We start from the raw sequence: 24984 nt of genomic DNA on the forward strand, positions 1-24984 counted from the left end.
GTCGATCCGGATGACGCCCTGGTGCAGTGGATCAGGGAACTCGGTCGCACGCCGGACGGGCCGGTCGACGGCATCGGCGCTGTGCCGACCTCGGGTCATCCGGTCGGCCTCGGGTTCGAGTCGGCAACTACTGCGGGTGCCAACGGAAGGCGTACGGCACTCGGCTGGCCCGAACGGGACGTCACCCGCAGCCCGAGGTGGCCGGGAACGGCAGGCGGGTTCACGCGTCCGGAAGGCCCGACGCGCCCGCCGGCCCGTCGGGATCCCCGACGCCCGACCGGCACCGCTCGCCCAGAGGCGGACCCCACCATGCTCGACGCCGAACGACGGCCGAGCGCATCGGCGGCCACGATCCCGATCGGTGTCAGCGGTGTGGACGTAACCGGTCGGAACGATGTCTCCGGTCCGGCAATCGCAGATGGGCACGGCGACCTGGACGCTGGCTGTTGGGGCGACGTGTCCGCCGGGGCAGCGTCCGCCGGGGCAGCGGCCGACGGGTGCGCGATCGCCGGTTGCCGCGCCCACGGGCGCGTCGGCCCGCCCGAGAGAAGGCCGGGTACGCCTCCGTCGGTGCGCATCTCGCGACCGACGGCCCGCGTCCTGCCGGTGGTCGGTCTGCTCAGCGGCGGTGTGGGTGCCGTGGTCGGCGGTCCGGTGGCCGCGGTCGCGATGGCCGGGTACGGCACGCTGGCCGTGCGCGCCGCGCTGCGTTGGCGAGCGAATCGGGGTGCCGAACGGGACCGACGACGTGGGCTGGACCAGCTCTGCGGCCTCGCGGCGGATCTGCGGGCCGGCCTGCCCGTCCCACACGCTCTCGAGGTCGCGGCCGGCGAGCATGACGGGGCGAGCCGCCTACGTCAGCTGACCTCGGCGGCGGTGCGGTTGGCCGACCGGACCGGCGCGCCGCTGGCGGAGCTTGTGGAGCGGATCGAGGCGGACGCTCGGGCGACCGACCGGGGTCTGGCCGCGGCGGCGGCCCAGGCGGCCGGGGCTCGGGCCACGGCCTGGCTACTGGCGGCCCTGCCGGTTGGCGGGATCGGGCTGGGGTACGGCATCGGCGTCGACCCCATGGCGGTTCTCCTGCACAGCACGGTCGGCGGCGCTAGCGCGGTTGTCGCGGTCGCCCTTCAGATCGTGGGCCTCCTCTGGGCGGAACGGCTGGGCGCGACACCGGGGCGGGCCGGATGATGGCCCGCGGCCCAGCCGGCCCGCCCAGCTCAACCAGGCGGCGGCGGCCGGACGCGATCCGGCTCGTGGCGGTGCTGGCTGGGCTCGCCGTGGCCATCGTCGTCGAGGGCTGGCTCGGGCTGCTCGGTGCTCTCCCGGCCGCGTTCCTGCTCGATGTCCTGTTGCGGCGGATCGAGTCGCCCGCTGTGCGTAGGCGGCGGCAGCAGGAGGCCGCGGACCTGCCGCTAGCCGCCGACCTTCTGGCGGCGGCGATGCGGGCGGGCGCTCCGGTGGATCGCTCGGTGTTGGCCGTCGCCGAGGCACTGGACGGACCGCTCGCCGGTCGGTTGGCCCGGGTTGGCCGCACGCTGCTTCTTGGTGGTGGCCCAGCGGAGGCATGGTCCGCGCTGGACGGCGTTCCCGGCGCGGAGCGCCTGACCGCGGCGGCGTTGCGCTCGGCCAACAGTGGTGCCGCCCTGGCCGGCGCACTGACACGGCTCGCCGACGACCTGCGCGCCGACCGGGCCACCGCTGCCGAGGCATCGGCCCGCCGGGCCGGTGTGCTCATCGTTCTGCCGCTGGGGCTCTGCTTCCTGCCGGCGTTCATTCTCGCCGGACTCGTGCCGGTGATCGTCGCCGTTCTCGGCGATGTGCTCTGACCCATCGAGAAGGGGAAACAGTCATGCGCAAACTCATCGCTCGCCTGCGCGGCGACGCCGGAATGAACACGGCCGAGTACGCCGTGGGCACCCTCGCAGCGGTCGCCTTCGCCGGGATCCTGTTGAAGGTGTTGACCTCCGGCAACGTCCAGTCGGCGCTGACCGCGGTCATCGACCGGGCACTGAAGTGATCGGGCGCCGGCGGGCCGGACCCGTTCCAGGGTCGAGCGTTCCCTGGTTGGCGGCACGCCGCGGGCGGAGGCTTCGCGTCCTCGCGCGGACCGTTTGCGGGGACCGGGGGTCCTTCACCGCCGAACTGGCGGCCGGCCTGCCGGCGCTTCTCCTGCTCCTGCTGGCCGGCCTGACCGCTGTCAACGCCGTCAGCGCACAGGCGGGCTGCCTGCACGCGGCCCGGGAGGCGGCGCTCGCCGCCGCCCGGGGCGCGGACGGCAGCGCGGAGGGTGGCCGGGCGGCGCCGCCGGGGGCGGCGGTTTCAGTGTCCGTCGACGGCGACCGGGTGCAGGCGACGGTGCGGGCACCCGTCCGGACGTTGGGCGGCCAACTACCGCGAATCACCGTGGTCGCCACCGCCGTCGCCGCCGTCGAACCGGGCGCGCACGAGGGGAGCTGGTAGTGCGACGAACGGGCGATCCATCATCCCGCTCCGGTCGAGAACCGGCTGGCGGACGGCTCGTTGGTGGTCGGTCGGCCCCGGAGCGAGGTGGAGCTACGGTCCTGCTGCTGGCGATGGGGCTCGTCTTCGTGGTGTTCGGAACGTTCGGCGCCGCCATCGTCGCCGCCGGAATGGCGAGTCAGCGGGCGGCGGTGGCAGCCGATCTCGGCGCGCTGGCCGGGGCGGCGCGTGCGCTCGACGGCGACGCTGCGGCTTGCGCGTCCGCGTCTGACTTCGCCGGTCGCAACGATGGCCGGCTGGTCGGCTGTCACCTTAACGGGCTGGACGTGCTGGTGACGGTCGAGGTGGCGTTCACGCCACTACCCGGCCTGAGTCGGGTGGCTGCGGCGAGCGCCCGCGCCGGCCCGGTGCGGGGCTGACCCTCGCGGCGGCGTCTCTGCTCACCGCCGCCGCGTCCGGCACAGGGCGCGTCCGCGGCAGGGCGCGTCCGCGGCAGGGCGCGGCCTGTGGAGTCCCGGCTGACCCGCGTCGCGGCATCAGGTGCAGGTACGGGCCGGCGCGTGGTCGAAAGACTCAGGGGTCTGGTGGGTTTGGTGGGCGCTGTGGAGCTGAATCGTTTACGACATCAAGGGCGATGCGTTTACGACATCAGCTCCAGAGGGGATCGGACCCGTCAGGAGCCGAGTCGCCAACGGCCTGCCCGGCCGGGAGCGCGGCCAACGGCACGCCGCCCGAGAGTGGGGCCCGACGGCCTGCCGGCCGGGGATTGCGGCCCGACGGCCTGCCGGCCGGGACTGGTCGAGGTCCAGGTCCCGGCCGGCAGCCGAGGATTGGGTGGCTGCGACGGCGACCACCGAGGGTCACCGCAGTGCCCTGGTCCGGGCCGGGTGTGTCAGCGGGCCTGGAGCGCGTCGAGGGCGACGGCCATCGCGATGACCAGCCGACGGTCGATCTGCGGGTTCTGCACCTCGACGATGTACTTGTCGCGCAGGCCCCACTTCTTCACCACGGTGAAGACCGGCTGGCCGTTCGCGGTGAAGTCGAAGTGGTACGGCAGCCAGGACAGCGAGTCGACGAATCGGCGCAGCAGTGCCACGGGCATGCTGCGCTCCTGGCCCGTCACCTGCGGCAGGCCGCTCTGCTCGACGTGCCAGGTGGAGCGCAGCAGCGACTGGGCGAAGTCCTTGCGGAAAAGGCCGATCGGGTTGCCAGCGGCGTCGGTGACGTCGTACGTGGCGCCGAGGTCGATGCGCTGGCGGGCCTTGAAGCCGAGCAGAGGCTGCTGCTTGGAGTCGTCCGTGTAGATGGTCACCTGCTCCTTGAAGGCGAGCCGCTTCTGCTGCGCAAACGCCAGCAGTTCACCCTCGGTGCCGTCGGGGGAGACCGCCCGGACCTCGTACTGGTTGACCATCATGCGCAGTCGCTGGCGGATGTGGAACTGGTGCTGGCCCTGCAAGTTGTCGAGCTGCATGTGTTCTCCTCTGGGGTTGGTGCGCCGGAGTCTCGCACAGCCCGACAACCGTCGCGCCCCTGCTGCCCATGATCAGTTGCTGGGTAGCCGTCGAGGTCGCCGGACGACTACCCAGCACGGAGTGATCACTGGTGCCCTAGCAGGATCACTCCGGGAGACCTCAGCGACTGTCGACGGAGGTCGCGGCCCGCAGCGCCCAGGTGTTGAGGACCTGGTGGATGCCGCGCAGGCGCTCGTTGATCTGTTCCAGCCGTTCCGCCTGGGCCAGGGCGGCCAGTGCCGACCCCAGCGCGATCTGCTGGTCGAGGGTGAGATTGTCCTGGTCGATGGTGTAGAGCAGGTCGACGGTCTCGGCGATGGTGTCGGCCACAGCTTCTCCTCGGGCACGGGGGGCGATAGCAACATTGGCATCGATGGAAGCGCTCCCACATCATTGTGCCCCGTGCCATGCCGATTCATGCAAGCCGCTCAGTCCGGCAGGTTCGTCAGCACCACGTCGAGCACCCGGATCGCGTCCGGCTTGGAGAGCGGGTTGTTGCCGTTGCCGCATTTCGGTGACTGCACGCAGGACGGGCAGCCGGTATCGCAGCCGCACTCCGCGATCGCGTCCCGGGTGGCCCGCAGCCACGCCGCCGCCGTCCCGTACGCCCGCTCGGCGAACCCGGCGCCACCCGGATGCCCGTCGTAGACGAAGACGGTCGGTGCCTCGGTGTCCGGGTGCAGCGCGGTGGAGATCCCACCGATGTCCCACCGGTCGCAGGTCGCCATCAGCGGCAGCAGACCGATCGCTGCGTGTTCGGCGGCGTGCAGCGCACCCGGCACGTCGGCCGGCTGGACCCCGGCGAGGGCCAGCGACTGCGGTGACAGGGTGAACCAGACCGCCACCGTGCGCAGCTCCCGGGTGGGCAGGTCGAGCGGTCGAGTGTCGATCACCTCGCCGGTGGCGATCCGTCGCCGCTGGTACGACACCACCTGGCTGGTGACGTCCACCTCGCCGAGGAACATGCCGACCGGCCCTGCGTCCACGTAGGAGCGCACCGACACCACGGACAGGTCGGTGACGTCGCGGGCGTGGGTGGACCAGTCCGGCTCCTCGGCGCGCACCAGCGCGCACCCGTCGGCCAGGTCGAGCTGGTCGACCACGTACGAGACGCCCTGGTGCAGATAGACCGCGCCGGAGTGCAGCAGGAAGTGCGACGAGCCGCCGTCGACAGTGCCGAGCAGCCGGCCGGTCGACGACTCCACCACGGCGACCGGGGCGCCGCCCTCGCCGCGCAGGTCCACCTCGGGCCGCTCCCGGTGCCGCCAGTACCAACCGGTGGGCCGCTGCCGCAGCGCCCCCGCCGCGACCAGTTCGTCGACTGCCTCCTTCGCCCCCTCGCCGAAGAGCACCAGGTCGGCCGGGGTGAGCGGTGCCTCGACCGCGGCGCAGGCGAGCTGCGGTGCCAGCACGTACGGGTTGGCCGGGTCGAGCACCGTAGCCTCCACCGGCGCGCCGAAGATCGCCTCCGGGTGGTGCACCAGGTAGGTGTCCAGGGGGTCGTCCCGGGCCACCAGCACCGCGAGGGCCTCCTGCCCGGAACGCCCGGCGCGGCCCGCCTGCTGCCACAGCGACGCCCGGGTGCCCGGGTAGCCGCAGATCAGCACCGCGTCGAGCCCGACCAGGTCCACGCCCAGTTCCAGCGCGTTGGTCGAGGCCAGGCCGAGCAGGTCGCCGTGCAGCAGGGCCCGTTCCAGCTCGCGCCGCTCCTCCCGCAGGTAGCCGCCCCGGTAGGCGGCGACCCGGTCGCCGAGCCCCGGCACCGCGTCGTCCAGCGCTCGTCGCGCGTTGGCGGCCACCACCTCGGCGCCCTTGCGGGAGCGGACGAACGCGAGGGTGCGTACCCCCTCGGCGACCGTGTCGGCGAGCAGGTCCGCGGTCTCGCGCAGCGCCGATCGACGGACCTGGTGAAGCTCGTCGTGCTCGCCCGTTGCCTGCGGCGGCACCGGAGCAGCGGCCGACGTGTCGGGTGGCAGCAGCGGCGGTTCCCAGAGTGCGAAGGTCACCCCACCGCGGGGGGAGGCGTCCTCGGTGACCGCCGTCACCGGCAGGCCGGTCAGCCGTCCGGCCGCGGTGGCCGGGTCGCCGGAGGTGGCCGAGGCGAGCACGAACACCGGCGTGGCCCCGAACCGGGCGCACTGCCGACGCAGCCGACGCAGCACGTGCGCGACGTGCGAGCCGAACACGCCCCGGTAGGTGTGGCACTCGTCGATCACCACGTACGCGAGTCGGCGCAGGAAGCCGGACCACTGGGCGTGCCCGGGCAGGATGCCGTGGTGCAGCATGTCCGGGTTGGTCAGCACGAACCGGGAGTGCCGGCGGATCCACTCCCGCTCGGTGCGCGGAGTGTCCCCGTCGTAGCAGGCGGGGCGTACCCCCTCCAGCTCCAGCGCGGCGACGGCGCGCAACTGGTCCGCGGCGAGGGCCTTGGTCGGCGCCAGGTAGAGCACTGTGGCCCGGGGGTCGGCGAGCAGGGTGGCCAGGGCGGGCAGCTGGTACGCCAGTGACTTGCCGGACGCGGTGCCGGTGGCGACGACCACGTGCTGGCCCTCGTACGCCAGGTTGGCCGCCTCGGCCTGGTGCTGCCAGGGCGCGACCACGCCGCGCCCTGTGAACGCGGCGCGCAACTCCGCCGGTGCCCACGACGGCCACGGCGCGGGCACCCCGGCGCGGGCTGGCACCCGCTCGACGTGGGTGACCGGGTCGGCGGCGCCCCGGGCGCGTAGCCGGCGCAGCAGGTCGGCCGGCGCTGGCCCGGGGCCGGGACCAGCGGATACGGTGGCCGCGGACGACGACTCCAGGTCGGGGCGCGGCGTGCCGCGCGCGGAGCTGAAGTCGTTGGAGGTCACGCCCTGCACTCTCGCACTGGTGTTCGGAGATGAAAAGTCGGACACCGGGGTAAGGGGAAGCCTCCGCTGGCGTTCGCAGGCCGCCCCGGCGGTAGTGGTTAGATGCCCACGAGAGTTTACGGCTCTGGCGAGGAGGACCGATGGAGCTGTCACTGGCGACCCGCACCGTGGGCGAGCACACGGTGCTCGAGGTCGGTGGTGAGGTGGACGTCTACACCGCGCCCCGACTCCGTGAACGACTCCTCGAACTGATCGACGGTGGCGCCCGTCACGTGGTGGTCGACCTCGGTCGGGTGGATTTCCTCGACTCCACCGGGCTCGGCGTGCTGGTCGGCGCGCTCAAGCGGCTCCGCTCGGCGAGCGGTTCGTTCGCGCTGGTCTGCGACAAGGAGCCGTTGCTCAAGATCTTCCGGATCACCGCGCTGGACCAGGTGTTTCCGCTGCACCCGACGGTCGACGCGGCGGTCAGCGCCGACTCGGCGGGCGCCGGCGCGTGATGGCGACAGTCAAGCTTTCGTTCTCGCCCGCTCCGGTGCACGTGCGCACCGCCCGCCTGGTCGGCGTCGCCGTTGCCCGGCGGGCCGGGGTGCGGGAGGACCTGCTGGACGAGGTGCGCCTGGCCATCGGTGAGGCGTGCACGCGCGCGGTGGCCCTGCACCGGCAGTACGGCCTCGCCGACCCGGTGCTGGTGGAGATGTCCGACGGTGGCTCGTACGCCGTGCGGGTGGTGGACCGGGCGCCGATCGAGGCGGGTATCGGTCTGACCGCGCTGCCACCGGACGAGTTGGCCAACGAGTCGCTGACCGATGAGGCGCTGACCACCGGCGTCGGCTTCGCGCTGCTCGCGGGTTTCGTCGAGGACCTTCAGGTGCGCCCGGTCGATGAGGGCATCGGCACCGAGGTGCGGATGGTGTGGCCGGTCGGCCGCTGACGAGTTCCGCTGCGTAGGCCGCGTCCCCTGCTGGGGATGCGGCCTTCTTTGCATGGATGGGGCCCTATATCAGATTTCGTTTCATAACACAGCGACGAAGATCATCGCGACACGGTGCCACCTGGGTGTGACCTCCAACACTGCGGAGGGCTACAGTACCCGGGTTGTCAGCAAGTGACCTATCCCGCAGCCAGCGGGTATGGGTGTTCATCGCTGGTCCGCTGGTGGGTTGGCGCGCGCTTGCGAGTCCGCATCCAGGCGTCGGTCAGTGCGTCTCCACTCACCGGCGCGATTGTTCGGTAACAGGAGGACACAGATGTCCGGGACCTTGGCCGCCGACGGCGGCGGGCTTTCCCTTACCGGAAGCAATGTCACCTACGTCGTCATCGCCGCGGTTGTCGCGCTGGTGGCACTCGGTTTCGCTGCCGCCCTGACGAAAACGGTGCTGGCCGCTGGTAAGGGCACCGAGAAAATGCAGGAGATCTCGGGGGCGGTCCAGGAGGGCGCCTCCGCCTACCTGCTCCGGCAATTCCGTACCCTGGCGATCTTCGTCGTCGTCGCCGTCGTGCTGCTCTTCCTGCTTCCGGTGCACGACACCGACGGCAGTGAGCTGGCTGTGAAGATCGGCCGCTCGCTCTTCTTCGTGGTGGGCGCCCTGTTCAGCGCGTTCATCGGCGGCGCCGGCATGTGGCTGGCCACCCGCGCCAACCTGCGCGTGGCCGCCGCCGCACGGGAGCGAGTAGGTGGCCGCGAGGCCGCCATGAAGATCGCATTCCGGACCGGCGGCGTCGTCGGCTTCCTCACCGTCGGCCTCGGCCTCTTCGGTGCGGCGCTGGTCGTCCTCGTCTACCGGGGTGACGCGCCCACGGTCCTGGAGGGCTTCGGCTTCGGCGCCGCGCTGCTCGCGATGTTCATGCGGGTCGGCGGCGGCATCTTCACCAAGGCCGCCGACGTCGGCGCCGACCTGGTCGGCAAGGTTGAGCAGGGCATCCCCGAGGATGACCCGCGCAACGCCGCCACCATCGCCGACAACGTGGGCGACAACGTCGGTGACTGCGCCGGCATGGCCGCCGACCTGTTCGAGTCGTACGCAGTGACGCTGGTCGCCGCGCTGATCCTCGGCCGCGCCGCCTTCGGCGAGCAGGGCCTGGTCTTCCCGCTGATCATCTCCACCATCGGCGTGCTGATCGCGATGGTCGGCGTCTTCATCACCCGCCTGCGTGCCTCCGACCGCAACGCCCTGACCGCTATCAACAGGGCCTTCTACCTGTCGGCGGTGCTCTCCGCGGTGCTGGTGGCCATCGCCGCCTACGCCTATCTGCCGGCGACCTTCGGCGAGTTCGAGGACGGTCTCACCACCGCCAGCGGAAATCCGCGACTGGTGGCCATCGGCGCTGTCGTCATCGGCATCGTGCTGGCCGCCGCGATCCAGGCGCTGACCGGCTACTTCACCGAGACCAACCGGCGACCGGTGCAGGACATCGGCAAGAGCTCGCAGACCGGTGCGGCGACAGTGATCCTGGCCGGCATCAGCATCGGTCTGGAGTCGGCTGTCTACTCGGCGCTGCTGATCGGTGCCGGCGTCTTCGGCGCCTTCCTGCTCGGCGGCAGCTCCATCACGCTGTCGCTGTTCGCTGTGGCGCTGGCCGGTACCGGCCTGCTCACCACTGTCGGCGTGATCGTCGCGATGGACACCTTCGGGCCGATCTCCGACAACGCCCAGGGCATCGCCGAGATGTCCGGTGACATCGACGAGCACGGGGCGCGCACGCTGACCGAGCTGGACGCCGTCGGCAACACCACCAAGGCGATCACCAAGGGCATCGCGATCGCCACTGCGGTGCTCGCCGCGACCGCGCTGTTCGGCTCGTACACCGACACGCTCAGCAGCGCGTACGAGACGGCTGGCGTGGGCAACGTCGACAACGAGATCCTCAACGCGCTGAACGTGGCGAACCCGCGCAACCTGGTCGGCCTGATCATCGGCGCGGCTGTGGTCTTCCTCTTCTCCGGGCTGGCCATCAACGCGGTGTCCCGCTCGGCCGGTGCCGTGGTGATGGAGGTCCGCCGGCAGTTCCGTGAGCTGCCCGGCATCATGGACGGCACCCAGCGCCCGGAGTACGGCAAGGTCGTCGACATCTGCACCCGGGACGCGCAGCGCGAGCTGATGACCCCCGGCCTGCTCGCCATCCTCGCGCCGATCGCTGTCGGCTTCGGCCTCGGGCCCGGCGCGCTCGCGGCGTACCTGGCCGGTGCGATCGGTGCCGGCACGCTGATGGCGGTGTTCCTGTCCAACTCAGGTGGGGCCTGGGACAACGCCAAGAAGCTGGTCGAGGACGGCGCGTACGGGGGCAAGGGCTCCGAGTCGCACGCCGCCACTGTCATCGGCGACACCGTCGGCGACCCGTTCAAGGACACCGCCGGCCCGGCGATCAACCCGCTGATCAAGGTGATGAACCTGGTCTCGCTGCTGATCGCGCCCGCCGTGGTGGCCTGGAGCGTCGGCGATGACCGCAACGTCGGCCTGCGGGTCGGCATCGCGCTGGTCGCGACGCTGATCATCGTGGCGTCGGTGGTGTTCAGCAAGCGCAAGGGCATCGCGATGTCCGACTCGGACGCCGATGGCAACACCGGCGCGGGCAGCACCGATCACCGCCCGGAGACGGTCAACGCCTGATCCAGGAACGGCCCGGGGTCCCCGGTCGACGGCTACGTCGACCGGGGACCTCGGGCCGTCCGGCCCGATGCCACACCTGGCCAAAGGCCGTACGCTGCAACGCATGCGTACGTGCCGGGCGTCTGCCGCCGGAAAGCTCACGGTGGTCCTGGCCACGATCGTCGTCCTGGCCGGCTGCGGCGGGGGTCCCAGCCCACGGGCCTGGGCGGCCTCGGTCTGCGGCGCCCTCACCCCGTGGCGCTCCGAGATCAACAAGCTGACCAGCAGCACTGACGAGCAGATGACCGCGCAGACCACGCCGGCGCAGGCCAAGGAGAACCTGGTGCGGCTCTTCGATGGGGCGGAGCAGGCCAGCGAGGCCGCGCGCCGCAAGGTGGAGAAGGCGGGCATCCCGGAGGCGGAGAACGGCGAGGCCATCTCCGCGGGTTTCCGTAGCTCCCTGGGGAAGATGCGGGACGCGTACGGTCGCGCCCGGGACACCATCGACGGCCTGGGCACCGGCGAGCCGACCGTCTTCTACGACGGCGTGCGGGCCGCCGTGGAGACCCTCAACAAGGAGTACGACGCCAGCGCGTTGGACACCAGCAAGCTCAACTCCGAGGAGTTGAAACAGGCATTCGACGAGGTGCCGGAGTGTCGCTGAGCGGGCTCGGTGACACCGGGAAGGCACAGCCGCCCCCGGCGCTGTTCCCCGCGCCCGAGTCCGACACGCCCACTTCCGGGCGACGCCGCAGCGGCGCGCCGCAGAACCGCTCGTCGCAGGACGGCCCAGGTCAGCAGACTGACGACGCGGGCCGGCAACTTGTCTTCTTCGGCGCGGACGCGGCCGAACCGACCGTCGCCGACCTGGCCGGGCTGCTCGCCGGGCCGGGTGAGGTGGTCCGGATGGGCGGCACCGCCCGGCTCTCGGTGCAGGTGGACGCCGCCTGGCGGGTGCACGTGCTCGTCGCCGAACTGGCGTCACGTGGGCTGGCGGCGAGCTGGGAGCCGACCGAGGGCGCGCGACACGCCGTGCGTACGTCGTACACCCGGGTCTTGAAGCCGCTCGCGGCCGCCTGGCTGCACGGTACGACGAAACGCCCGCCGGCCGCCTTCCACCTGACCGGCCGGCGGTTGCGGCTGTGGCTCGCCGCCGCGGGGACGCCGGAGCCTCCGGACTGCTTCCTGTTGCGACTGGGCGCCGACGACAAGGAGTGTTGGGAGCCGATCGGCGTGGCGCTCGCCTCGGCGGGGCTGGCTGGGACGCTGCTCGGCCCGGGTGAGGGCGGCCCGGCGTACCGGATCGCCGGCCGCCGGCGGTTGGCGCGGCTCGCCGAGCTGGTGGGCGGAGCGCCGAGCGCGGCGCCGGCCGACGCCTGGCCAACCCGCCCCTGAATCGGTCATTCCGCCCAGGTCGGCGGTGCCGGTCGGGTGTCCGGTGCCGGACAGCCGGCGGGTTGATCCAGGCGGAAAACGGGCGGGTCGGGCCTCGGTCGTGGGTCCGCCATCGTCACAGTGACCCGCTTCGAGCCCTACCCACGGTGTACGGTGGCGCCGTCCGGCAGTGCCGAGCGCGGCGGGGCGGCGTCGACCGCCGCGTCGAAGCGGTTTGCGGCCCGCGAAACCCGAAACGCGGGCGGCGCGTTACGTTGGACATCCGGACCGCCGGTGCGACGGCGGGGTCGAAAGCGGTCGCTGTCCGGGCGCCGGCAGGCCACGAGCAGGAGTGAGGTCGGGGAGAGACGTGCCGAGCAACGCTGGAACCACCCGTCTGGTCATCGTCGAGTCACCGGCGAAGGCCAAGACGATCTCGGGCTACCTTGGCCCGGGGTACGTCGTGGAGGCCAGCTTCGGTCACGTCCGCGACCTGCCGCGCAACGCCGCCGACGTGCCGGCCAAGTACAAGAAGGAACCCTGGGCCCGGCTCGGGGTGGACGTCGACAACGGCTTCCAGGCGCTCTACGTCGTCTCCGCCGACCGTAAGCAGCAGATCAGCAAGCTGGTGAAGCTGGCCAAGGAAGTCGACGAGATCTTCCTGGCGACGGATGAGGACCGCGAGGGCGAGGCGATCGCCTGGCACCTGGTCGAGACCCTCAAGCCCAAGGTCCCGGTCAAGCGGATGGTCTTCCACGAGATCACCAAGCCGGCGATCCAGGCGGCGGTGGCCAACCCCCGGGAGATCGACCGCGATCTGGTCGACGCCCAGGAGGCGCGCCGGATCCTCGACCGCCTGTACGGCTACGAGGTCTCCCCGGTGCTGTGGAAGAAGGTCATGCCGCGGCTCTCGGCAGGCCGGGTGCAGTCCGTGGCGACCCGCATCGTGGTCGAGCGGGAGCGGCAGCGGATGGCCTTCCGCACCGCCGAATACTGGGACATCCTGGCCACCCTCGCGGTGGCCAACGCCGGCGAGGGCCCGCGTGCGTTCAACGCCACCCTGATCGCCCTGAACGGCGACCGGATCGCCACCGGTAAGGACTTCGAGCCGACCACCGGCCGTGTCCGGGCCGGCGCTGGCGTCGTGCACCTCGACGAGAGCGGTGCCCGGGGTCTCGCGGCCCGACTCGACGGACGGCCGTTCACCGTCACCCGGGTCGAGGAGAAGCCCTACCGTCGCCGCCCGTACGCGCCGTTCATCACCTCGACCCTCCAGCAGGAGGCGGCCCGCAAGCTGCGCCTGTCCTCGCAGCAGACGATGCGCACCGCGCAGCGCCTGTACGAGAACGGCTACATCACCTATATGCGTACCGACTCGGTCAACCTGTCGGAGACCGCCATCTCGGCGGCCCGCCGACAGATCGTCGAGCTGTACGGCGAGCGCAGCGTTCCGCCGGAGCCGCGCCGCTACACCGGCAAGGTGAAGAACGCGCAGGAGGCGCACGAGGCGATCCGCCCGGCGGGGGACAACTTCCGTACCCCGGGCGAGGTGGCCAAGGAGCTGTCCGCCGAGGAGTTCAAGCTCTATGAGCTGATCTGGCGGCGCACCATCGCCTCGCAGATGACCGACGCGGTCGGCTCCAGCGTGTCGGTGCGCATCCGGGCGGTCTCCACCTCCCAGGAGGAAGCCGACTTCGGCGCGACCGGCAAGACCATCACCGACCCGGGCTTCCTGCGCGCCTACGTCGAGTCGAGCGACGACGAGAACGCCGAGGCCGAGGACGCCGAGCGCCGGCTGCCCACCCTGGTCAAGGACCAGCCGCTGACCGCCGACGAGCTGGCCGCGCAGGGCCACCACACCCAGCCGCCGTCGCGCTACACCGAAGCGTCGCTGGTCAAGGCCCTGGAAGAGCTGGGCATCGGCCGCCCGTCCACCTACGCGTCGATCATGCAGACGATCCAGGACCGGGGGTACGTCACCAAGCGCGGCCAGGCGATGATCCCGACCTTCCTGGCCTTCGCGGTGATCGGGCTGATGGAGCGGCACTACCCCCGCCTGATCGACTACGACTTCACGGCCACCATGGAGAACGAGCTGGACGAGATCGCCGGCGGTGACCACGCGGCGGTCGACTTCCTCACGGCGTTCTACTTCGGCAGCTCCAACGGCGCCGGTGACCAGGACATCGCCCGTTCCGGCGGGCTCAAGAAGCTGGTCACCGAGAACCTCAGCGACATCGACGCCCGCAGCGTCAACTCCATCCCGCTCTTCACTGACGACGACGGCCGCGAGGTCGTCGTGCGGGTCGGCCGCTACGGGCCGTACCTGCAACGGGAGCTGCCCGGCGGCGAGCAGCCAGCACCGGCTGCCGAGGGCGAGGAGGGCGGCTCCCAGGGTGACCGGGCGCCGATCCCCGAGGGCTTGGCCCCGGACGAGCTGACGCCGGAGAAGGTGCACGAGCTGTTCCTGGGCGGCAGCGGCGAGCGCAAGCTCGGCGACGACCCCGGCACCGGCGAGCCGATCGTGCTCAAGTCCGGCCGGTTCGGCCCGTACGTGTCCAGCGGCGAGCGGAAGTCGTCGCTGCTGCGTACGCAGACCCCGGACTCGCTGACGCTGGAGGAGGCGCTCAAGCTGCTCAGCCTTCCCCGGCTGATCGGTGTCGCGCCGGACGGCGTCGAGGTCTTCGCGAACAACGGTCGCTACGGCCCGTACGTCAAGCAGGGTGAGGAGTTCCGTTCGCTGGACTCCGAGGACAAGATGTTCACCGTCACGCTGGACGAGGCGCTGGCTCTGCTGGCCGCCCCGAAGGCGCGTGGACGGCGAGCCGCGGCACCGCCGTTGCGCGAGATGGGCGTGGACCCGGCCACCGAGAAGCCGATGGTGATCAAGGACGGCCGGTTCGGCCCGTACGTCACCGACGGGGAGTTCAACGCGTCGCTGCGGCGCGGGCAGACTCCCGAGGCGCTGACCATCGAGGAAGCGTCCGAGATGCTGGCCGAGAAGCGGGCGAAGGGCCCGGCGCCGAAGAAGAAGGCGGCGGCGAAGAAGGCCCCCGCGAAGAAGGCCACGGCCACCAAGAAGACGGCCGCCGCCAGCAAGTCCACGGCCGCGAAGAAGACGACCACGGCCAAGGCGACGGCGGCGAAGAAGGCTCCGGCGAAGAAGGCCGCCCCGCGCAAGGCCGCGACCAGCACGGAGTAGCCCTCCGCGCCGTCTGATCCGTGCTCCAGATCTTGGACAGTTTCCGTTCCGCCGCCCGAACGGAAACTGTCCAAGATCTTTTTTGTGGTGTTTCAGGTCATGCGAGAGGGTGGACGACCTCGCGCTCTAGCGCCGGTCACCGCGATGGCGCGTACCGACGGGAGCCGTCAGACCCCCAGGACGTGGTTCAGGTGGGCGTTGGTGAAGACACGGTCGGGGTCGAGCCGGTCGCGGACGGCCTGGAAGTCCGCGAAGCGGGGGTACGCCGTGGCCAGCGAGGCGGCGTCGCGGTAGTGCAGCTTGCCCCAGTGCGGGCGACCGCCCAGCCCGGCGGCCACCTGCTCGAAGGCCCGGAAGTACGGCTCGTACGGCATGCCGACGTACTGGTGCACGGCGATGTAGGCGTTGTCCCGGCCGTAGCCGTGCGACAGCCAGATGTCGTCGGCCGCGGTGAAGCGCACCTCCACCGGGAAGAGCACCTTGAACGGCAGGCCGTCCACGATCCGCTGGAGCGCGGCGAGCGCCTCGGGCAACGCCTCGCGGGGCAGGCCGTACTCCATCTCCACGAAGCGGACCCGACGCGGGGTGCAGAAGACCCGGTCGGAGCGGCCGGTGTACTGGCGTTCGGTGAGGGCGCGGGCGGAGACCGCGCTGATCCCCGGGGCCAGCGCGGGCACGGCCCGGCCGAGTCGGCAGGCACCGGCGAAGACCCGGTTGGACAGGAAGTCGTCGTCCACCCAGCCGCGCCAGCGGGACAACGGCCGGTCGTTGGCGGGTACCCGGTCGTTGGCCTTGACCTGGACCCGGGACGTGTACGGGAACCAGTAGAACTCGACGTGGTCGTGCCGGCCGATCAGCTCGGGCAGTTCGCCGAGCACGTCGGCCAGTTCGGCCGGTCGTTCGTGGGCGCGCAGGACGAAGGCGTCCACGCAGCGCAGGGTCACCTCGACCAGGACGCCGAGCGCGCCGAGTGACACCCGGGCGGCGGCGAGGACGTCGGGATGCTCGTCGGCGGAGCAGCGCAGCACCTCGCCGGTGCCGGTGACCACTGTGATCGCCTCGACGAAGGTGGAGAGGCACCCGTAGCCGGCTCCGGTGCCGTGGGTGCCGGTGGAGATCGCCCCGGCGACGGTCTGCGCGTCGATGTCGCCGAGGTTGGGCAGCGCGAGGCCGTGCCGGGCGAGCAGCCCGTTGAGCGCGTGCAGGGTCATGCCCGCCGGCACGGTGACCAGTCGGTGGGCGACGTCCACGCTGACCATCGTGTCCAGGTCGGACAAATCCATCCGACGGTCGTCGGCGAGCGCGACGGCGGTGAACGAGTGGCCGCTGCCCGTCACCCGGATCCGACCGCCGTCGGCGGCGGCAGATCGGACGGCTTCTGCGACCTCGGTCGGCGAGCCGGGGCGCAGGATCGCGCTGGCGCTGCCACGCTGGTTCCCGGCCCAGTTGGACCATCCTGCCCCGAGCGGTGCGGTGCGGACCATGCGCGCTCCTCATTCATGAATATGAACTGACTTCATATCAGGAACGTTCTAGCTGGTAAATACCGCAATTGCGATCCGCTCGTTGTACCGGTAGTCACGGACTCGTGACGTGGAGATATGTTCATCCGTCGAAGGGGGGTGGCGCAGAGTGTCCACACCAGCCGCCACGACCGGGCCGCTGCGCCGCGTACCGGTGCAAGGTCGAAGTGTCGCGCGGGTACAGCGCATGTTGGATGCCTGCGCCGAACTCGTCGACGAGGTGGGGTACGAGGGGCTGACCACCACCCTGCTCGCCGAGCGGGCCGAGGTGGCGATCGGGTCGGTCTACCAGTTCTTTCCGGACAAGCGGGCGATCGTGCAGGCGTTGACGCTGCGGACGATGGAGTCCTACCTCCAGCGCCTCGACGAGCGGTTCGCCTCCGACGAGATGACCCACTGGTGGGACGGCGTCGACGCGGGCATCGACGAGTACATCACGATGCACCGCACCGTCCCGGGCTTCCGTACCCTGCACTTCGGCGACGTGGTCGACCTGCACCTGCTCGACGAGCAGCGGGACAACAACGGCGTGATCGCCGACCAGTTGGCCCGGGTGCTCACCGAGCGTTTCGGGCTCACCGACGTACCCAAGCTGCGCTTCGTGCTGGAGATCGCGGTCGAGGCGGCGGACGCGCTGATCAAGCTCGCGTTCCGCCGGAAGCCCGAGGGCGACGAGCGGGTGCTGCTGGAGGCGAAGGCGTTGATCCGGGAGTACCTGCACCGCCAGGTCGACGGCCCGGACAGCGGCCGACCCATAGTCGGCAAGCAGGCTGAGGCGCCCCAACCCGCCTGAATCGGCGTGCGGCGCGGGCCCCGGCCGGCGGTGAGGGCGGCTGTCCGGTCTCAGAGGAAAGCCTGCCCCTCACCCCGGTAGGTGGGGACGGTCGCCACCACCGCGTCGCCTTCGATCAGGTGCAGCTCGTTGACCCGTTCACACAGCTCACCTGCCTTGGCGTGCCGGAACCACACCCGGTCGCCGACGTTCAGCCCGGCCGCCGCCGCTCCGGACAGCGGCGTCTGCACCTCGCCGGCGCCCTCGGTGCCGACCAGCTTCAGCCCCGCCGGTAGCCACGGCCGGGGCAGTCGACTGTCGGCGGCCGGGCCGGAGGCGATCCAGCCACCGCCGAGCACCGTCGCCAGCTCCGGCGTCGGTCGGCGGACCACCGCGCAGGCGAAGAACGCCGCAGGGGTGGGTCGCCAGGCGCGGTACGCGTCGAACAGCGTCGGCCCGTACAGGCCCGATCCCGCGGTGACCTCGGTTACCGCGGGATCGGCGCTGGTCGCGGCCACGCTGCCGGTGCCGCCGCCGTTGACGAACTCCAGGTCGGCGTGCTCGCGTACCGCGGTGACCGCCGCGCCACGGCGGGCCAGCAACTCGCGGTACGACCCGCGCTGGGCCAGCCTGATCGCGCCCGCCAGCAGCGTCCTGCCCGGCGGCGCGTCACCCAGGCCGGCGATCTGCGCCTCGTACGACATCAGCCCGACCAGCCGGAAGCCGGGCCGCCCGGCGACGGCGGCGGCGAGCGCGCCGGCCGCCCGCGCGCTGTGCACCGGTGAGCGGCGGACGCCGACGTGCACCCGACCGCGCAGCGGTCGCCAGGAGGCGTCCAGATCCAGGCAGAGCCGCAGTTCGGCGCGCTGCCCTGGTGCCGTGACGGCGTCGATGAGGTCGAGTTGGCCGGTGCTGTCGATCATCAGGGTGATCGCGGCGGCGAGCGTCGGGTCGGCGCCCAGTTCGGCGAGGGCGGCCCGGTCCGCGCTCGGATACGCGACCAGCACGTCGTCGCTGACGCCGGCGCGGACCAGCCAGATCGCTTCGGGCACTGTGAAAGCCATCACGCCCTGCCAGCCGGGCCGGGCGAGGGCTCGGCTGATCAACTCCCGGCTGCGGACCGACTTGCTGGCGAGGCGGACCGGTTTTCCGGCGGCGCGATCGGCCAGGGCGACCGAATTGGCGTCGAAGGCGGTGAGGTCGACCACCGCGTACGGGGGGTCGAGGTGGGCAGTCGCCCGATCCAGGCGCTCGCGAAGTTTGTCGCTTTCGATGGCCACGTGTGCACGCTAACTGTCTGACGGAGAATGCGAAATACCCTCGCGTACGTCCGGGCTGCGGTCGGTACGTCCGGCGGCCTAGGCTCAGCGAGCAGGAGAATGTCGCCCGGGGGGTGGCCCCCACCGGGTCTAGAGTGTTGCACCGGAGGTGCCCAGCGATGGGCCGGCACGTGGAGGTACGGCCATCGAAAGCCAGAACAGCGGCGAGTCGCCCGGCGTGTCGCGCTCGGGTGACCAGTCGGACAACGCCGCCAAGCAGCCCAACGGCGGTCAGGTTGATCCGTCCGGTTATGCCGCGATCCGGTCCGTGCTGCGCATCCGGCCGTTCCGCCGGCTGTGGATCGTGCTCGGCGCCGCCTCCTTCGGTGACTGGCTCGGCCTGCTGGCCACCGCCCTCTTCGCCGCCTCGCAGGTGCAGGGCAGCACCGCCCAGGGCGCCGCGTTCGGCGGGGTCACCGCGATCCGGTTGCTGCCCGCGCTGGTGCTCGGCCCGGTGGCCGGCGTCTTCGCCGACCGGTTCGACCGGCGCTGGACGATGGTCATCTGCGACCTGCTGCGCTTCGTGCTCTTCGCCTCCATTCCGCTCTACGCCCTCAGCGGCGCCGCGGGCGGCCTGGTGGTCGGCTGGGCGCTGATCGCCACCTTCCTGATCGAGTCGCTCACCCTGCTCTGGATCCCGGCCAAGGAGGCCGCGGTCCCGAACCTGATCCCGCGGGCCCGGCTGGAAGCGGCCAATCAGCTCACCCTGATCACCACGTACGGCCTCACCCCGGTGGCCGCGGCCATCGGTCTCGCCGTGCTCGACCGCGGTGTCAGAGGCGCTGTGGGCGGCGACCTACCCTCCTGGGCCGAGCCGGCCCAGCTCGCGCTCTGGTTCAACTCCTTCTCCCGGCTCGCCACCGCACTGGTGGTGGCGTTCGGGATCAAGGAGATCAGCGAGGCGCAGCGCGGCGAGGCGGAGCGTGCCGAGCAGAGCATGTTCCGGCAGTTCTCCGAGGGCTGGAAGTACATCGGTCAGACCCCGCTCGTCCGCGGCCTGGTGCTGGGCATCTTCGGCGCGTTCGCCGGCGGCGGCATCGTGGTCGGCACCGCCAAGTTCTTCGCCAACTCGCTGGGCGCCGGCGACGCGGCGTTCTCACTGCTCTTCGGTGCCATCTTCGTCGGCCTGGCGCTCGGCATCGGGCTCGGCCCGATGGTCGTCAAGGAGATGTCCCGGCGTCGCTGGTTCGGCATGAGCATCGTGCTGGCCAGCGCTGCGGTGATGACCCTCGCCTTCGCCATCCACCTGTCCATGGCGATCGTCGGCGCGGTGCTGGTCGGCGCCGGTGCCGGGATGGCCTTCCTGGCCGGCACCACGCTGCTGGGCGGCGAGGTGGCCGACGAGGTGCGGGGCCGGGTCTTCGCTGTGGTGCAGATCGGCACCCGGCTGGTGCTGATCCTGGCCATCGGGCTGAGCAGCGTGTTGGTCGGTGTCGGTGGCTCGCGCAAGCTGGAGATCGCCGACCTCGGCATCTCCGTCTCCTCCACCCGACTGCTGCTGCTCGCCGCCGGTGCCGCCGGCATCTTCGCCGGGATCAGCGCGTTCGGCCAGATGGACGACAAGAAGGGCGTCCCGGTTCTCGCCGACCTGTGGGGCTCCATCCGGGGCCGTCCGCTGATGCCCGCCGAGCCGTTCGTCTCCGCCGGGCTCTTCGTGGTCTTCGAGGGCGGCGAGGGCGCGGGGAAGTCCACCCAGCTCACCGCGCTCTCCGAGCGGCTGCGCGGTCACGGCCGAGAGGTAGTGGTCACCCGCGAGCCGGGGGCCACCGGTGTCGGCCGGCGAATCCGGTCGCTGGTGCTGGACACCTCCGGCGACGACGCGCCCTCCCCCCGGGCCGAGGCGCTGCTCTACGCCGCCGACCGGGCGCACCACGTGGCCACCGTCGTCCGGCCCGCGCTGGTCCGGGGCGGCGTGGTGATCAGCGACAGGTACGTCGACTCGTCCCTGGCGTACCAGGGCGCCGGCCGGACACTGCCCGTCGACGAGGTCTCCTGGCTCTCCTCCTGGGCCACCGGTGGGCTCAAGCCCGACCTGGTGGTGCTGCTGGACGTCGAACCGCGCACCGGTCTGTCCCGGGTGGCCTCGCGCAACACCGGCACCGACCGGCTGGAGGCCGAGTCGGTCGCCTTCCACGAGCGTGTCCGGTACGCGTTCCTCGACCTCGCCGCCGCCGACCCGAAGCGCTACCTGGTGCTGGACGCGTCCCGGCCGGCCGACGAGATCACCGGGCTGGTGGTCCGGCGGGTCGAGGAGATGCTCGGCAAGCCGGGCGGCATCGTGCACCCGCGGCCGGCGCAGGGCCCGGACACCTCGGTGCAGCCTGAGTTATCCGACGCGGAGCTGGTGACGATGGAGCACAAGACCTGATGCCGGACGTCTTCGCCGACCTGGTCGGTCAGGACGAGGCGGTGGTCGAGCTGCGGCGCGCCGCAGCCGCGGCAGCCGCCGTGCTGCGTGCTGGCGTGGCCGCGTTGGTCACCGCCGGCCCGGCCAGCGGTAACGAGTCCGCTGCCGACGACGCCGCGACCGGCGGGGTGGATCCGTCCGCCGGGATGACGCACGCGTGGATCTTCACCGGCCCACCCGGCTCCGGCCGCTCGGTCGCCGCACGGGCGTTCGCCGCCGCACTGGAGTGCGTGCACGGGACCGGCTGCGGCGAGTGCCCCGGCTGCCACACCACCATGGGCGGCACCCACGCCGACGTGCGGATGGTGGTGCCGGAAGGACTCTCCATCGGCGTCGGCGAGATGCGCGCCCTGGTGCTCCGCGCGGCCAGCACCCCGTCCGGCGGGCGCTGGCAGGTGGTGGTCATCGAGGACGCCGACCGGCTCACCGAGGCCGCCGGCAATGCGCTGCTCAAGGCGATCGAGGAACCCCCACCGAGGACGGTCTTCCTGCTCTGCGCCCCGTCCACCCACCCGGACGACATCTCGGTGACCATCCGGTCGCGCTGTCGGGTCGTACCCCTGCGGCAGCCGCCGGCCGACGCGGTGGCCGAGGTGCTGGTTCGTCGGGACGGCATCGCGCCCGACGTGGCGCAGTGGGCGGCGGCGGCCGCGCAGGGCCACGTGGGTCGGGCCCGCCGGCTGGCCCGCGACCCGGAGGCCCGCAAACGACGCGAGGCGGTGCTCGCGGTGCCCCGCCGGTTGACCGGTGTGGGCGCGGCGTTCGACGCGGCGTCGGCGCTGATCGAGGCGGCCGAGGCGGAAGCTGAGGCGTCGGTCAGCGAGGCCGACACGACCGAGCGGGCGGCACTGGAGACGGCGCTCGGCGCGGGCGGCACCGGCCGGGGCGCGGCCGGCGCCATGCGAGGCGCCGCCGGGCAGCTCAAGGAGTTGGAGAAGCGGCAGAAGTCCCGGGCCACCCGGGCCCAGCGGGACGCACTGGACCGGGCGCTCGTCGACCTGGCGGGCTTCTACCGGGACGCGCTCACCATGGCGCTGAGCGCACCCGTCGCCCCGGTGCACACCGACACGGCCGCGCTGGCCGGCGCCGGCGCGCAGAAATGGGACGCCGAGGGGTCGCTGCGCCGGTTGGAGGCCGTGCTCGCCTGCCGTGCGGCGATCGAGGCGAACGTCAAGCCACGGATCGCGGTCGAGGCGATGATGCTCGCCCTCTGGAAGGGCTGACCCGCACCTCCCGGCCGTTGTCCACAGGCATCGACAGGCCCGATTGCGGTGCGGTACGGTCCCTGTGCCGTGGTGACGGTGGCACCACACTGAGTGATGGATCACCCGGGAGGAGTCGGCCGATGCCGCGGGGGGAGATCGACGAAGCCTGGATCGAGGAGGCGGTGCGACGCTACCGCCGGATCGAGTCCCTCCAGGCCGAGTTCGACCAGGCGGTGTCGACCGTCGAGGTGACCGTCCGCTCGCCGGACGGCCTGGTCGAGGTGGTGGTCACCGCCGGTGGACGGATCACCGACGTCCGGTTCCTCGGGCCGCTGCACACCCGCAGCCCGCGCGACGTGGCCGGTTCCGTGCAGGCCGCGGTCACCGCGGCCGCCGACGCCGCCGAATGGGCCCGGGAAAAGCTGCACAACGAGACGTTCGCCGCCTACCGACCGCTCGCGGGGGCCTGAGATGGACACACTGCGCGCGCTCTCCGCCCGACTGGACGAGGCGAGCGCCACGCTCACAGTCGTTTCGCACACCGTCACCGCCAGCGATCCGGCCCAGGCCGCGTTCGGCGCCGACGCACCGGGCCGCCCGGGCGAGATCGGTCGGGCGCTGCACAGGCAGTGGACCACCGCCACCGACGACCGGGCCCGGGAGGCCCGCGCCGCGGCCGGTCGACTGGCCGCCGCCGCGGCGGCCGTGCGGGAGGCCGCCGACCGCTACGCCGAGGTCGACCGGGCGGCCCGCCGCCGGCTCACCGGGGAACCGTGATGGATGCGCTGGACCGGCTCGCCGAGCCCGGCCTCGACCTGCTCCGCCGGGTGGACAGGCTGATCGCGGCCGGCGTCCCCGAGGGGCACCGGGTCTGGCCGCTGCTGCGCCGCATGCAGGTGCTGCCGGGCGACGCGGTCCGCGGCTTCCTCGACCTGCACCCGGTGCCGCTCGCCAGCGCCGGCCACGCGGTGCGCCGGCTCGTCCGGGGGTACGACGACGTCTCAGCCGCGCTCGCCGACTCGGTGCTCTGGTCCGGTCCGGCCGCCACGGCGTACGGGCAACAGCGGGCGGCGCTGCTGCGTCACCTCGACGAGGGGCCGGACAGCCTGGTCGGGCGACTCGAATCCACAGCCGGTTACGCCGACGCCCTCGCCGACTGGGTGGAGGGCAGCCGTCTCGCGCTGGCCCGCACCCTGGCCGACGTGCTCCGCTCGGCCGAAGCCGTCGCCGTGGTCGCCGCCACCGCCACCGGTGCGTCGACGCGCCCCGGGCCGGTCGGGCCCGGTGTGGCCGACGCCGCCGAGATCGCCGCACGGGTGCTGGCGGTGCTCTGCGTCGCGTACGACGGTGCGGAGACGCTGCTGCGTCAGTGGGCGCCGAGCCTCGCCGAGACCGCGTGGCGCCTGCCAACGGACGGACGACCCCGCTACGACCAGCCCACCCGGGTCGGCTGGTAACCGAGCCCGGCCCTCCGGCCGTGGCGGTGTTGCACCGGACCTCGGTCCTCTGGCTGTGGCCGCGTCGCCTCGGACAGGCCACGGCGTCGCTCGCGGGCGCCCGACCTGAAGCCGACGCCCACGGCGACGCCGTGGTCTTCCCCCTGCACCCCCCGCAGGTCTGCCTCCACTCAACGCCGCCGAGGCACGTCTTGTCTCCTGCCCGGCCCCGGATTCAACCGTCCGGGCGAGCAGCAACGGCACGACGGGACGCCCGGCAATAGGTCAAGTCGACCGTCATGAATGCGAGCGGGGCGTAGCCGGCCGGTGCGCCTTGCGCCGTGACCCGTCGTAGGGTGGGGGGATGGGCATGCTCTGCGCGGTCAGCTTCAACCGGTACGGGCGGCTCTACTACCTCGACCCGGGCGAGTTGCGTCCGCAGGTGGGCGACCGGGTGCTGGTGCCCACCGATGACGGGCCCGAGGTGGCGGAGTGCGTGTGGGCCGCGCAGTGGGTGACCGAGGAAACCGACGGCTTTCCCCGCCTGGTCGGGCTGGCCGGCGACGACGACCTCCGCCGGGACGAGGCGTTGCGTCGGCGCAAGGCCGAGGCGAAGGTGGCCGCGAAGCGGCTGATCCGCTCGCACGGCCTGCCGATGAAGGTGGTGGCGGTCGACCATGTGCTCGGCTCCGCCGAGAGCGGCGGTGAGCGCAGCACCGTGTACTTCACCGCCCCGCACCGGGTGGACTTCCGGTCCCTGGTCCGCGACCTGGGCGCGACCCTGCACTGTCGGGTGGAGCTGCGTCAGCTCTCCGCACGCGACTCCGCGCGGGTGCAGGGCGGCATCGGCTCCTGCGGTCGGGACCTGTGCTGCGCCACGTTCCTCACCGACTTCGAGCCGGTGACCATCCGGATGGCGAAGGACCAGGACCTACCGCTCAACCCGTTGCGCATCTCCGGCGCGTGCGGTCGGCTGATGTGCTGCCTGAAGTACGAGCACCCGCTGTACCAGCGCTTTCAGGAGACCGCCCCGGCGGTCGGCAGCCGGGTCTCCACCCCCGAGGGTGACGGCCGGGTCGTCGGCCACAGCGTCCCGAGAGACGCGGTGACCGTACGCCTGGACGCGGACGGCTCCCGCTCAATGTGCTCCCGCGCCGACGTCTGCGGTTCCCGCCAAGCCCACGACCAGCACTACACCCCCTAACCCCGCGCCCGTCCCGGGCCCCCTCCCACCCCGCCCCCGGGCGTCCGTCCCACCCCCTCCCGCGTTGATCATGAAGTTACTGCCACCGCGGGCGGCGTGTCGGGGCAATAACTTCATGATCACCGGAGCGTTGGT

The 24984-nt window shown here is 72.1% G+C and carries 23 protein-coding genes; 18 read left to right on the top strand and 5 right to left on the bottom strand.

What is annotated here, in order from left to right:
• Positions 1-570 precede the first annotated feature (570 nt).
• The 5 genes from FB453_RS27775 to FB453_RS27795 are packed head-to-tail and all read left to right on the top strand — an operon-like array spanning position 571 to position 2879.
• Positions 571-1188: a type II secretion system F family protein gene (locus FB453_RS27775; RefSeq protein WP_486480498.1), complete on the top strand. Its 618-nt coding sequence runs from the start codon at positions 571-573 to the stop codon at positions 1186-1188.
• Positions 1185-1826: a type II secretion system F family protein gene (locus FB453_RS27780; protein WP_486480499.1), complete on the top strand. Its 642-nt coding sequence runs from the start codon at positions 1185-1187 to the stop codon at positions 1824-1826. Before FB453_RS27775 ends, FB453_RS27780 begins: the two co-directional genes overlap by 4 nt.
• 23 nt (positions 1827-1849) lie before the next feature.
• Positions 1850-2017: a DUF4244 domain-containing protein gene (locus FB453_RS27785; RefSeq protein ID WP_081883916.1), complete on the top strand. Its 168-nt coding sequence runs from the start codon at positions 1850-1852 to the stop codon at positions 2015-2017.
• A 47-nt stretch (positions 2018-2064) separates the two neighbouring features.
• On the top strand, positions 2065-2460 hold the full coding sequence (locus FB453_RS27790; protein WP_145795001.1) for a TadE family type IV pilus minor pilin: 396 nt from the start codon (positions 2065-2067) through the stop codon (positions 2458-2460).
• Positions 2454-2879, top strand: coding sequence for an Rv3654c family TadE-like protein (locus FB453_RS27795; protein ID WP_486480501.1), 426 nt, complete (start codon positions 2454-2456; stop codon positions 2877-2879). The genes FB453_RS27790 and FB453_RS27795 overlap by 7 nt, the downstream gene beginning before the upstream one ends.
• A 473-nt stretch (positions 2880-3352) precedes the next feature.
• Here the strand turns inward: FB453_RS27795 and FB453_RS27800 are convergent, their stop codons facing one another.
• From FB453_RS27800 to FB453_RS27810, 3 genes are all read right to left on the bottom strand, one after another.
• Positions 3353-3931, bottom strand: a complete 579-nt coding sequence (locus tag FB453_RS27800; RefSeq protein WP_112699975.1) for an LURP-one-related family protein — start codon at positions 3929-3931, stop codon at positions 3353-3355.
• Between the two features lie 160 nt (positions 3932-4091).
• Positions 4092-4301: a hypothetical protein gene (locus FB453_RS27805; RefSeq protein WP_030334221.1), complete on the bottom strand. Its 210-nt coding sequence runs from the start codon at positions 4299-4301 to the stop codon at positions 4092-4094.
• A 98-nt stretch (positions 4302-4399) separates the two neighbouring features.
• Positions 4400-6772: a DEAD/DEAH box helicase gene (locus FB453_RS27810; protein ID WP_486480502.1), complete on the bottom strand. Its 2373-nt coding sequence runs from the start codon at positions 6770-6772 to the stop codon at positions 4400-4402.
• Between the two features lie 188 nt (positions 6773-6960).
• Here FB453_RS27810 and FB453_RS27815 point away from each other — a divergent pair, with 188 nt between their 5' ends.
• The 6 genes from FB453_RS27815 to topA all read left to right on the top strand — a co-directional run bounded on the left by FB453_RS27815 (position 6961) and on the right by topA (position 14983).
• Complete coding sequence (locus tag FB453_RS27815; RefSeq protein WP_112585749.1) at positions 6961-7317, top strand: STAS domain-containing protein; 357 nt, start codon at positions 6961-6963, stop codon at positions 7315-7317.
• On the top strand, positions 7314-7751 hold the full coding sequence (locus FB453_RS27820) for an ATP-binding protein (protein WP_030334228.1): 438 nt from the start codon (positions 7314-7316) through the stop codon (positions 7749-7751). Before FB453_RS27815 ends, FB453_RS27820 begins: the two co-directional genes overlap by 4 nt.
• 316 nt (positions 7752-8067) lie before the next feature.
• Positions 8068-10428 carry a sodium-translocating pyrophosphatase gene (locus tag FB453_RS27825; protein ID WP_145795008.1) on the top strand — a complete coding sequence of 787 codons (2361 nt, stop codon included), beginning with the start codon at positions 8068-8070 and terminating at the stop codon, positions 10426-10428.
• A 103-nt stretch (positions 10429-10531) separates the two neighbouring features.
• Positions 10532-11071 (top strand): hypothetical protein, encoded by a 540-nt coding sequence (locus FB453_RS27830; RefSeq protein WP_112585753.1) that lies wholly within the window; start codon positions 10532-10534, stop codon positions 11069-11071.
• Positions 11062-11802 (top strand): hypothetical protein, encoded by a 741-nt coding sequence (locus FB453_RS27835; RefSeq protein ID WP_145795010.1) that lies wholly within the window; start codon positions 11062-11064, stop codon positions 11800-11802. The genes FB453_RS27830 and FB453_RS27835 overlap by 10 nt, the downstream gene beginning before the upstream one ends.
• Before the next feature lie 349 nt (positions 11803-12151).
• Complete coding sequence (gene topA / locus FB453_RS27840; RefSeq protein WP_145795013.1) at positions 12152-14983, top strand: type I DNA topoisomerase; 2832 nt, start codon at positions 12152-12154, stop codon at positions 14981-14983.
• A 167-nt stretch (positions 14984-15150) separates the two neighbouring features.
• Here the strand turns inward: topA and FB453_RS27845 are convergent, their stop codons facing one another.
• Positions 15151-16467, bottom strand: coding sequence for a D-arabinono-1,4-lactone oxidase (locus FB453_RS27845; protein ID WP_145795015.1), 1317 nt, complete (start codon positions 16465-16467; stop codon positions 15151-15153).
• A 226-nt stretch (positions 16468-16693) separates the two neighbouring features.
• Here FB453_RS27845 and FB453_RS27850 point away from each other — a divergent pair, with 226 nt between their 5' ends.
• Positions 16694-17299 (top strand): TetR family transcriptional regulator, encoded by a 606-nt coding sequence (locus FB453_RS27850; RefSeq protein ID WP_145795017.1) that lies wholly within the window; start codon positions 16694-16696, stop codon positions 17297-17299.
• A 50-nt stretch (positions 17300-17349) separates the two neighbouring features.
• Here FB453_RS27850 and FB453_RS27855 read toward each other — a convergent pair whose 3' ends face one another.
• Entirely contained in the window at positions 17350-18558 is a 1209-nt protein-coding gene (locus FB453_RS27855) for an amino acid deaminase/aldolase (RefSeq protein WP_145795019.1), read from the bottom strand.
• A 307-nt stretch (positions 18559-18865) separates the two neighbouring features.
• Between FB453_RS27855 and tmk the strand changes: the two genes are divergently transcribed.
• The 6 genes from tmk (at position 18866) to FB453_RS27885 (ending at position 24849) form a co-directional block, all read left to right on the top strand.
• On the top strand, positions 18866-20965 hold the full coding sequence (tmk, locus tag FB453_RS27860) for a dTMP kinase (RefSeq protein ID WP_112677647.1): 2100 nt from the start codon (positions 18866-18868) through the stop codon (positions 20963-20965).
• Complete coding sequence (locus FB453_RS27865) at positions 20965-22227, top strand: DNA polymerase III subunit delta' (protein WP_145795021.1); 1263 nt, start codon at positions 20965-20967, stop codon at positions 22225-22227. Before tmk ends, FB453_RS27865 begins: the two co-directional genes overlap by 1 nt.
• A gap of 122 nt (positions 22228-22349) precedes the next feature.
• The gene (locus FB453_RS27870) at positions 22350-22679 is read left to right on the top strand and encodes a YbaB/EbfC family nucleoid-associated protein (RefSeq protein WP_007454690.1); all 330 of its coding nucleotides are present in this window, start codon (positions 22350-22352) and stop codon (positions 22677-22679) included.
• Between the two features lies 1 nt (position 22680).
• Complete coding sequence (locus FB453_RS27875; protein WP_112725261.1) at positions 22681-22986, top strand: type VII secretion target; 306 nt, start codon at positions 22681-22683, stop codon at positions 22984-22986.
• A complete protein-coding gene (locus FB453_RS27880; protein WP_145795023.1) occupies positions 22986-23666 on the top strand; it encodes a hypothetical protein in 681 nt (226 codons plus the stop codon). Before FB453_RS27875 ends, FB453_RS27880 begins: the two co-directional genes overlap by 1 nt.
• A 343-nt stretch (positions 23667-24009) precedes the next feature.
• A complete protein-coding gene (locus tag FB453_RS27885; RefSeq protein ID WP_145795025.1) occupies positions 24010-24849 on the top strand; it encodes a regulatory iron-sulfur-containing complex subunit RicT in 840 nt (279 codons plus the stop codon).
• The last annotated feature ends 135 nt before the right edge of the window (positions 24850-24984 follow it).

This window comes from Micromonospora sp. CNZ322 (genome assembly GCF_007827755.1).

Bases quoted from the DNA above. Each gene is read 5' to 3' on its own strand.
- FB453_RS27780 (WP_486480499.1), top strand. From the start codon at position 1,185: ATGATGGCCCGCGGCCCAGCCGGCCCGCCCAGCTCAACCAGGCGGCGG.
- FB453_RS27785 (WP_081883916.1), top strand. From the start codon at position 1,850: ATGCGCAAACTCATCGCTCGCCTGCGCGGCGACGCCGGAATGAACACG.
- FB453_RS27800 (WP_112699975.1), bottom strand. From the start codon at position 3,931: ATGCAGCTCGACAACTTGCAGGGCCAGCACCAGTTCCACATCCGCCAG.
- FB453_RS27815 (WP_112585749.1), top strand. From the start codon at position 6,961: ATGGAGCTGTCACTGGCGACCCGCACCGTGGGCGAGCACACGGTGCTC.
- FB453_RS27825 (WP_145795008.1), top strand. From the start codon at position 8,068: ATGTCCGGGACCTTGGCCGCCGACGGCGGCGGGCTTTCCCTTACCGGA.
- FB453_RS27830 (WP_112585753.1), top strand. From the start codon at position 10,532: ATGCGTACGTGCCGGGCGTCTGCCGCCGGAAAGCTCACGGTGGTCCTG.
- FB453_RS27845 (WP_145795015.1), bottom strand. From the start codon at position 16,467: ATGGTCCGCACCGCACCGCTCGGGGCAGGATGGTCCAACTGGGCCGGG.
- FB453_RS27850 (WP_145795017.1), top strand. From the start codon at position 16,694: ATGTTGGATGCCTGCGCCGAACTCGTCGACGAGGTGGGGTACGAGGGG.
- FB453_RS27865 (WP_145795021.1), top strand. From the start codon at position 20,965: ATGCCGGACGTCTTCGCCGACCTGGTCGGTCAGGACGAGGCGGTGGTC.
- FB453_RS27870 (WP_007454690.1), top strand. From the start codon at position 22,350: ATGCCGCGGGGGGAGATCGACGAAGCCTGGATCGAGGAGGCGGTGCGA.
- FB453_RS27875 (WP_112725261.1), top strand. From the start codon at position 22,681: ATGGACACACTGCGCGCGCTCTCCGCCCGACTGGACGAGGCGAGCGCC.
- FB453_RS27880 (WP_145795023.1), top strand. From the start codon at position 22,986: ATGGATGCGCTGGACCGGCTCGCCGAGCCCGGCCTCGACCTGCTCCGC.
- FB453_RS27885 (WP_145795025.1), top strand. From the start codon at position 24,010: ATGGGCATGCTCTGCGCGGTCAGCTTCAACCGGTACGGGCGGCTCTAC.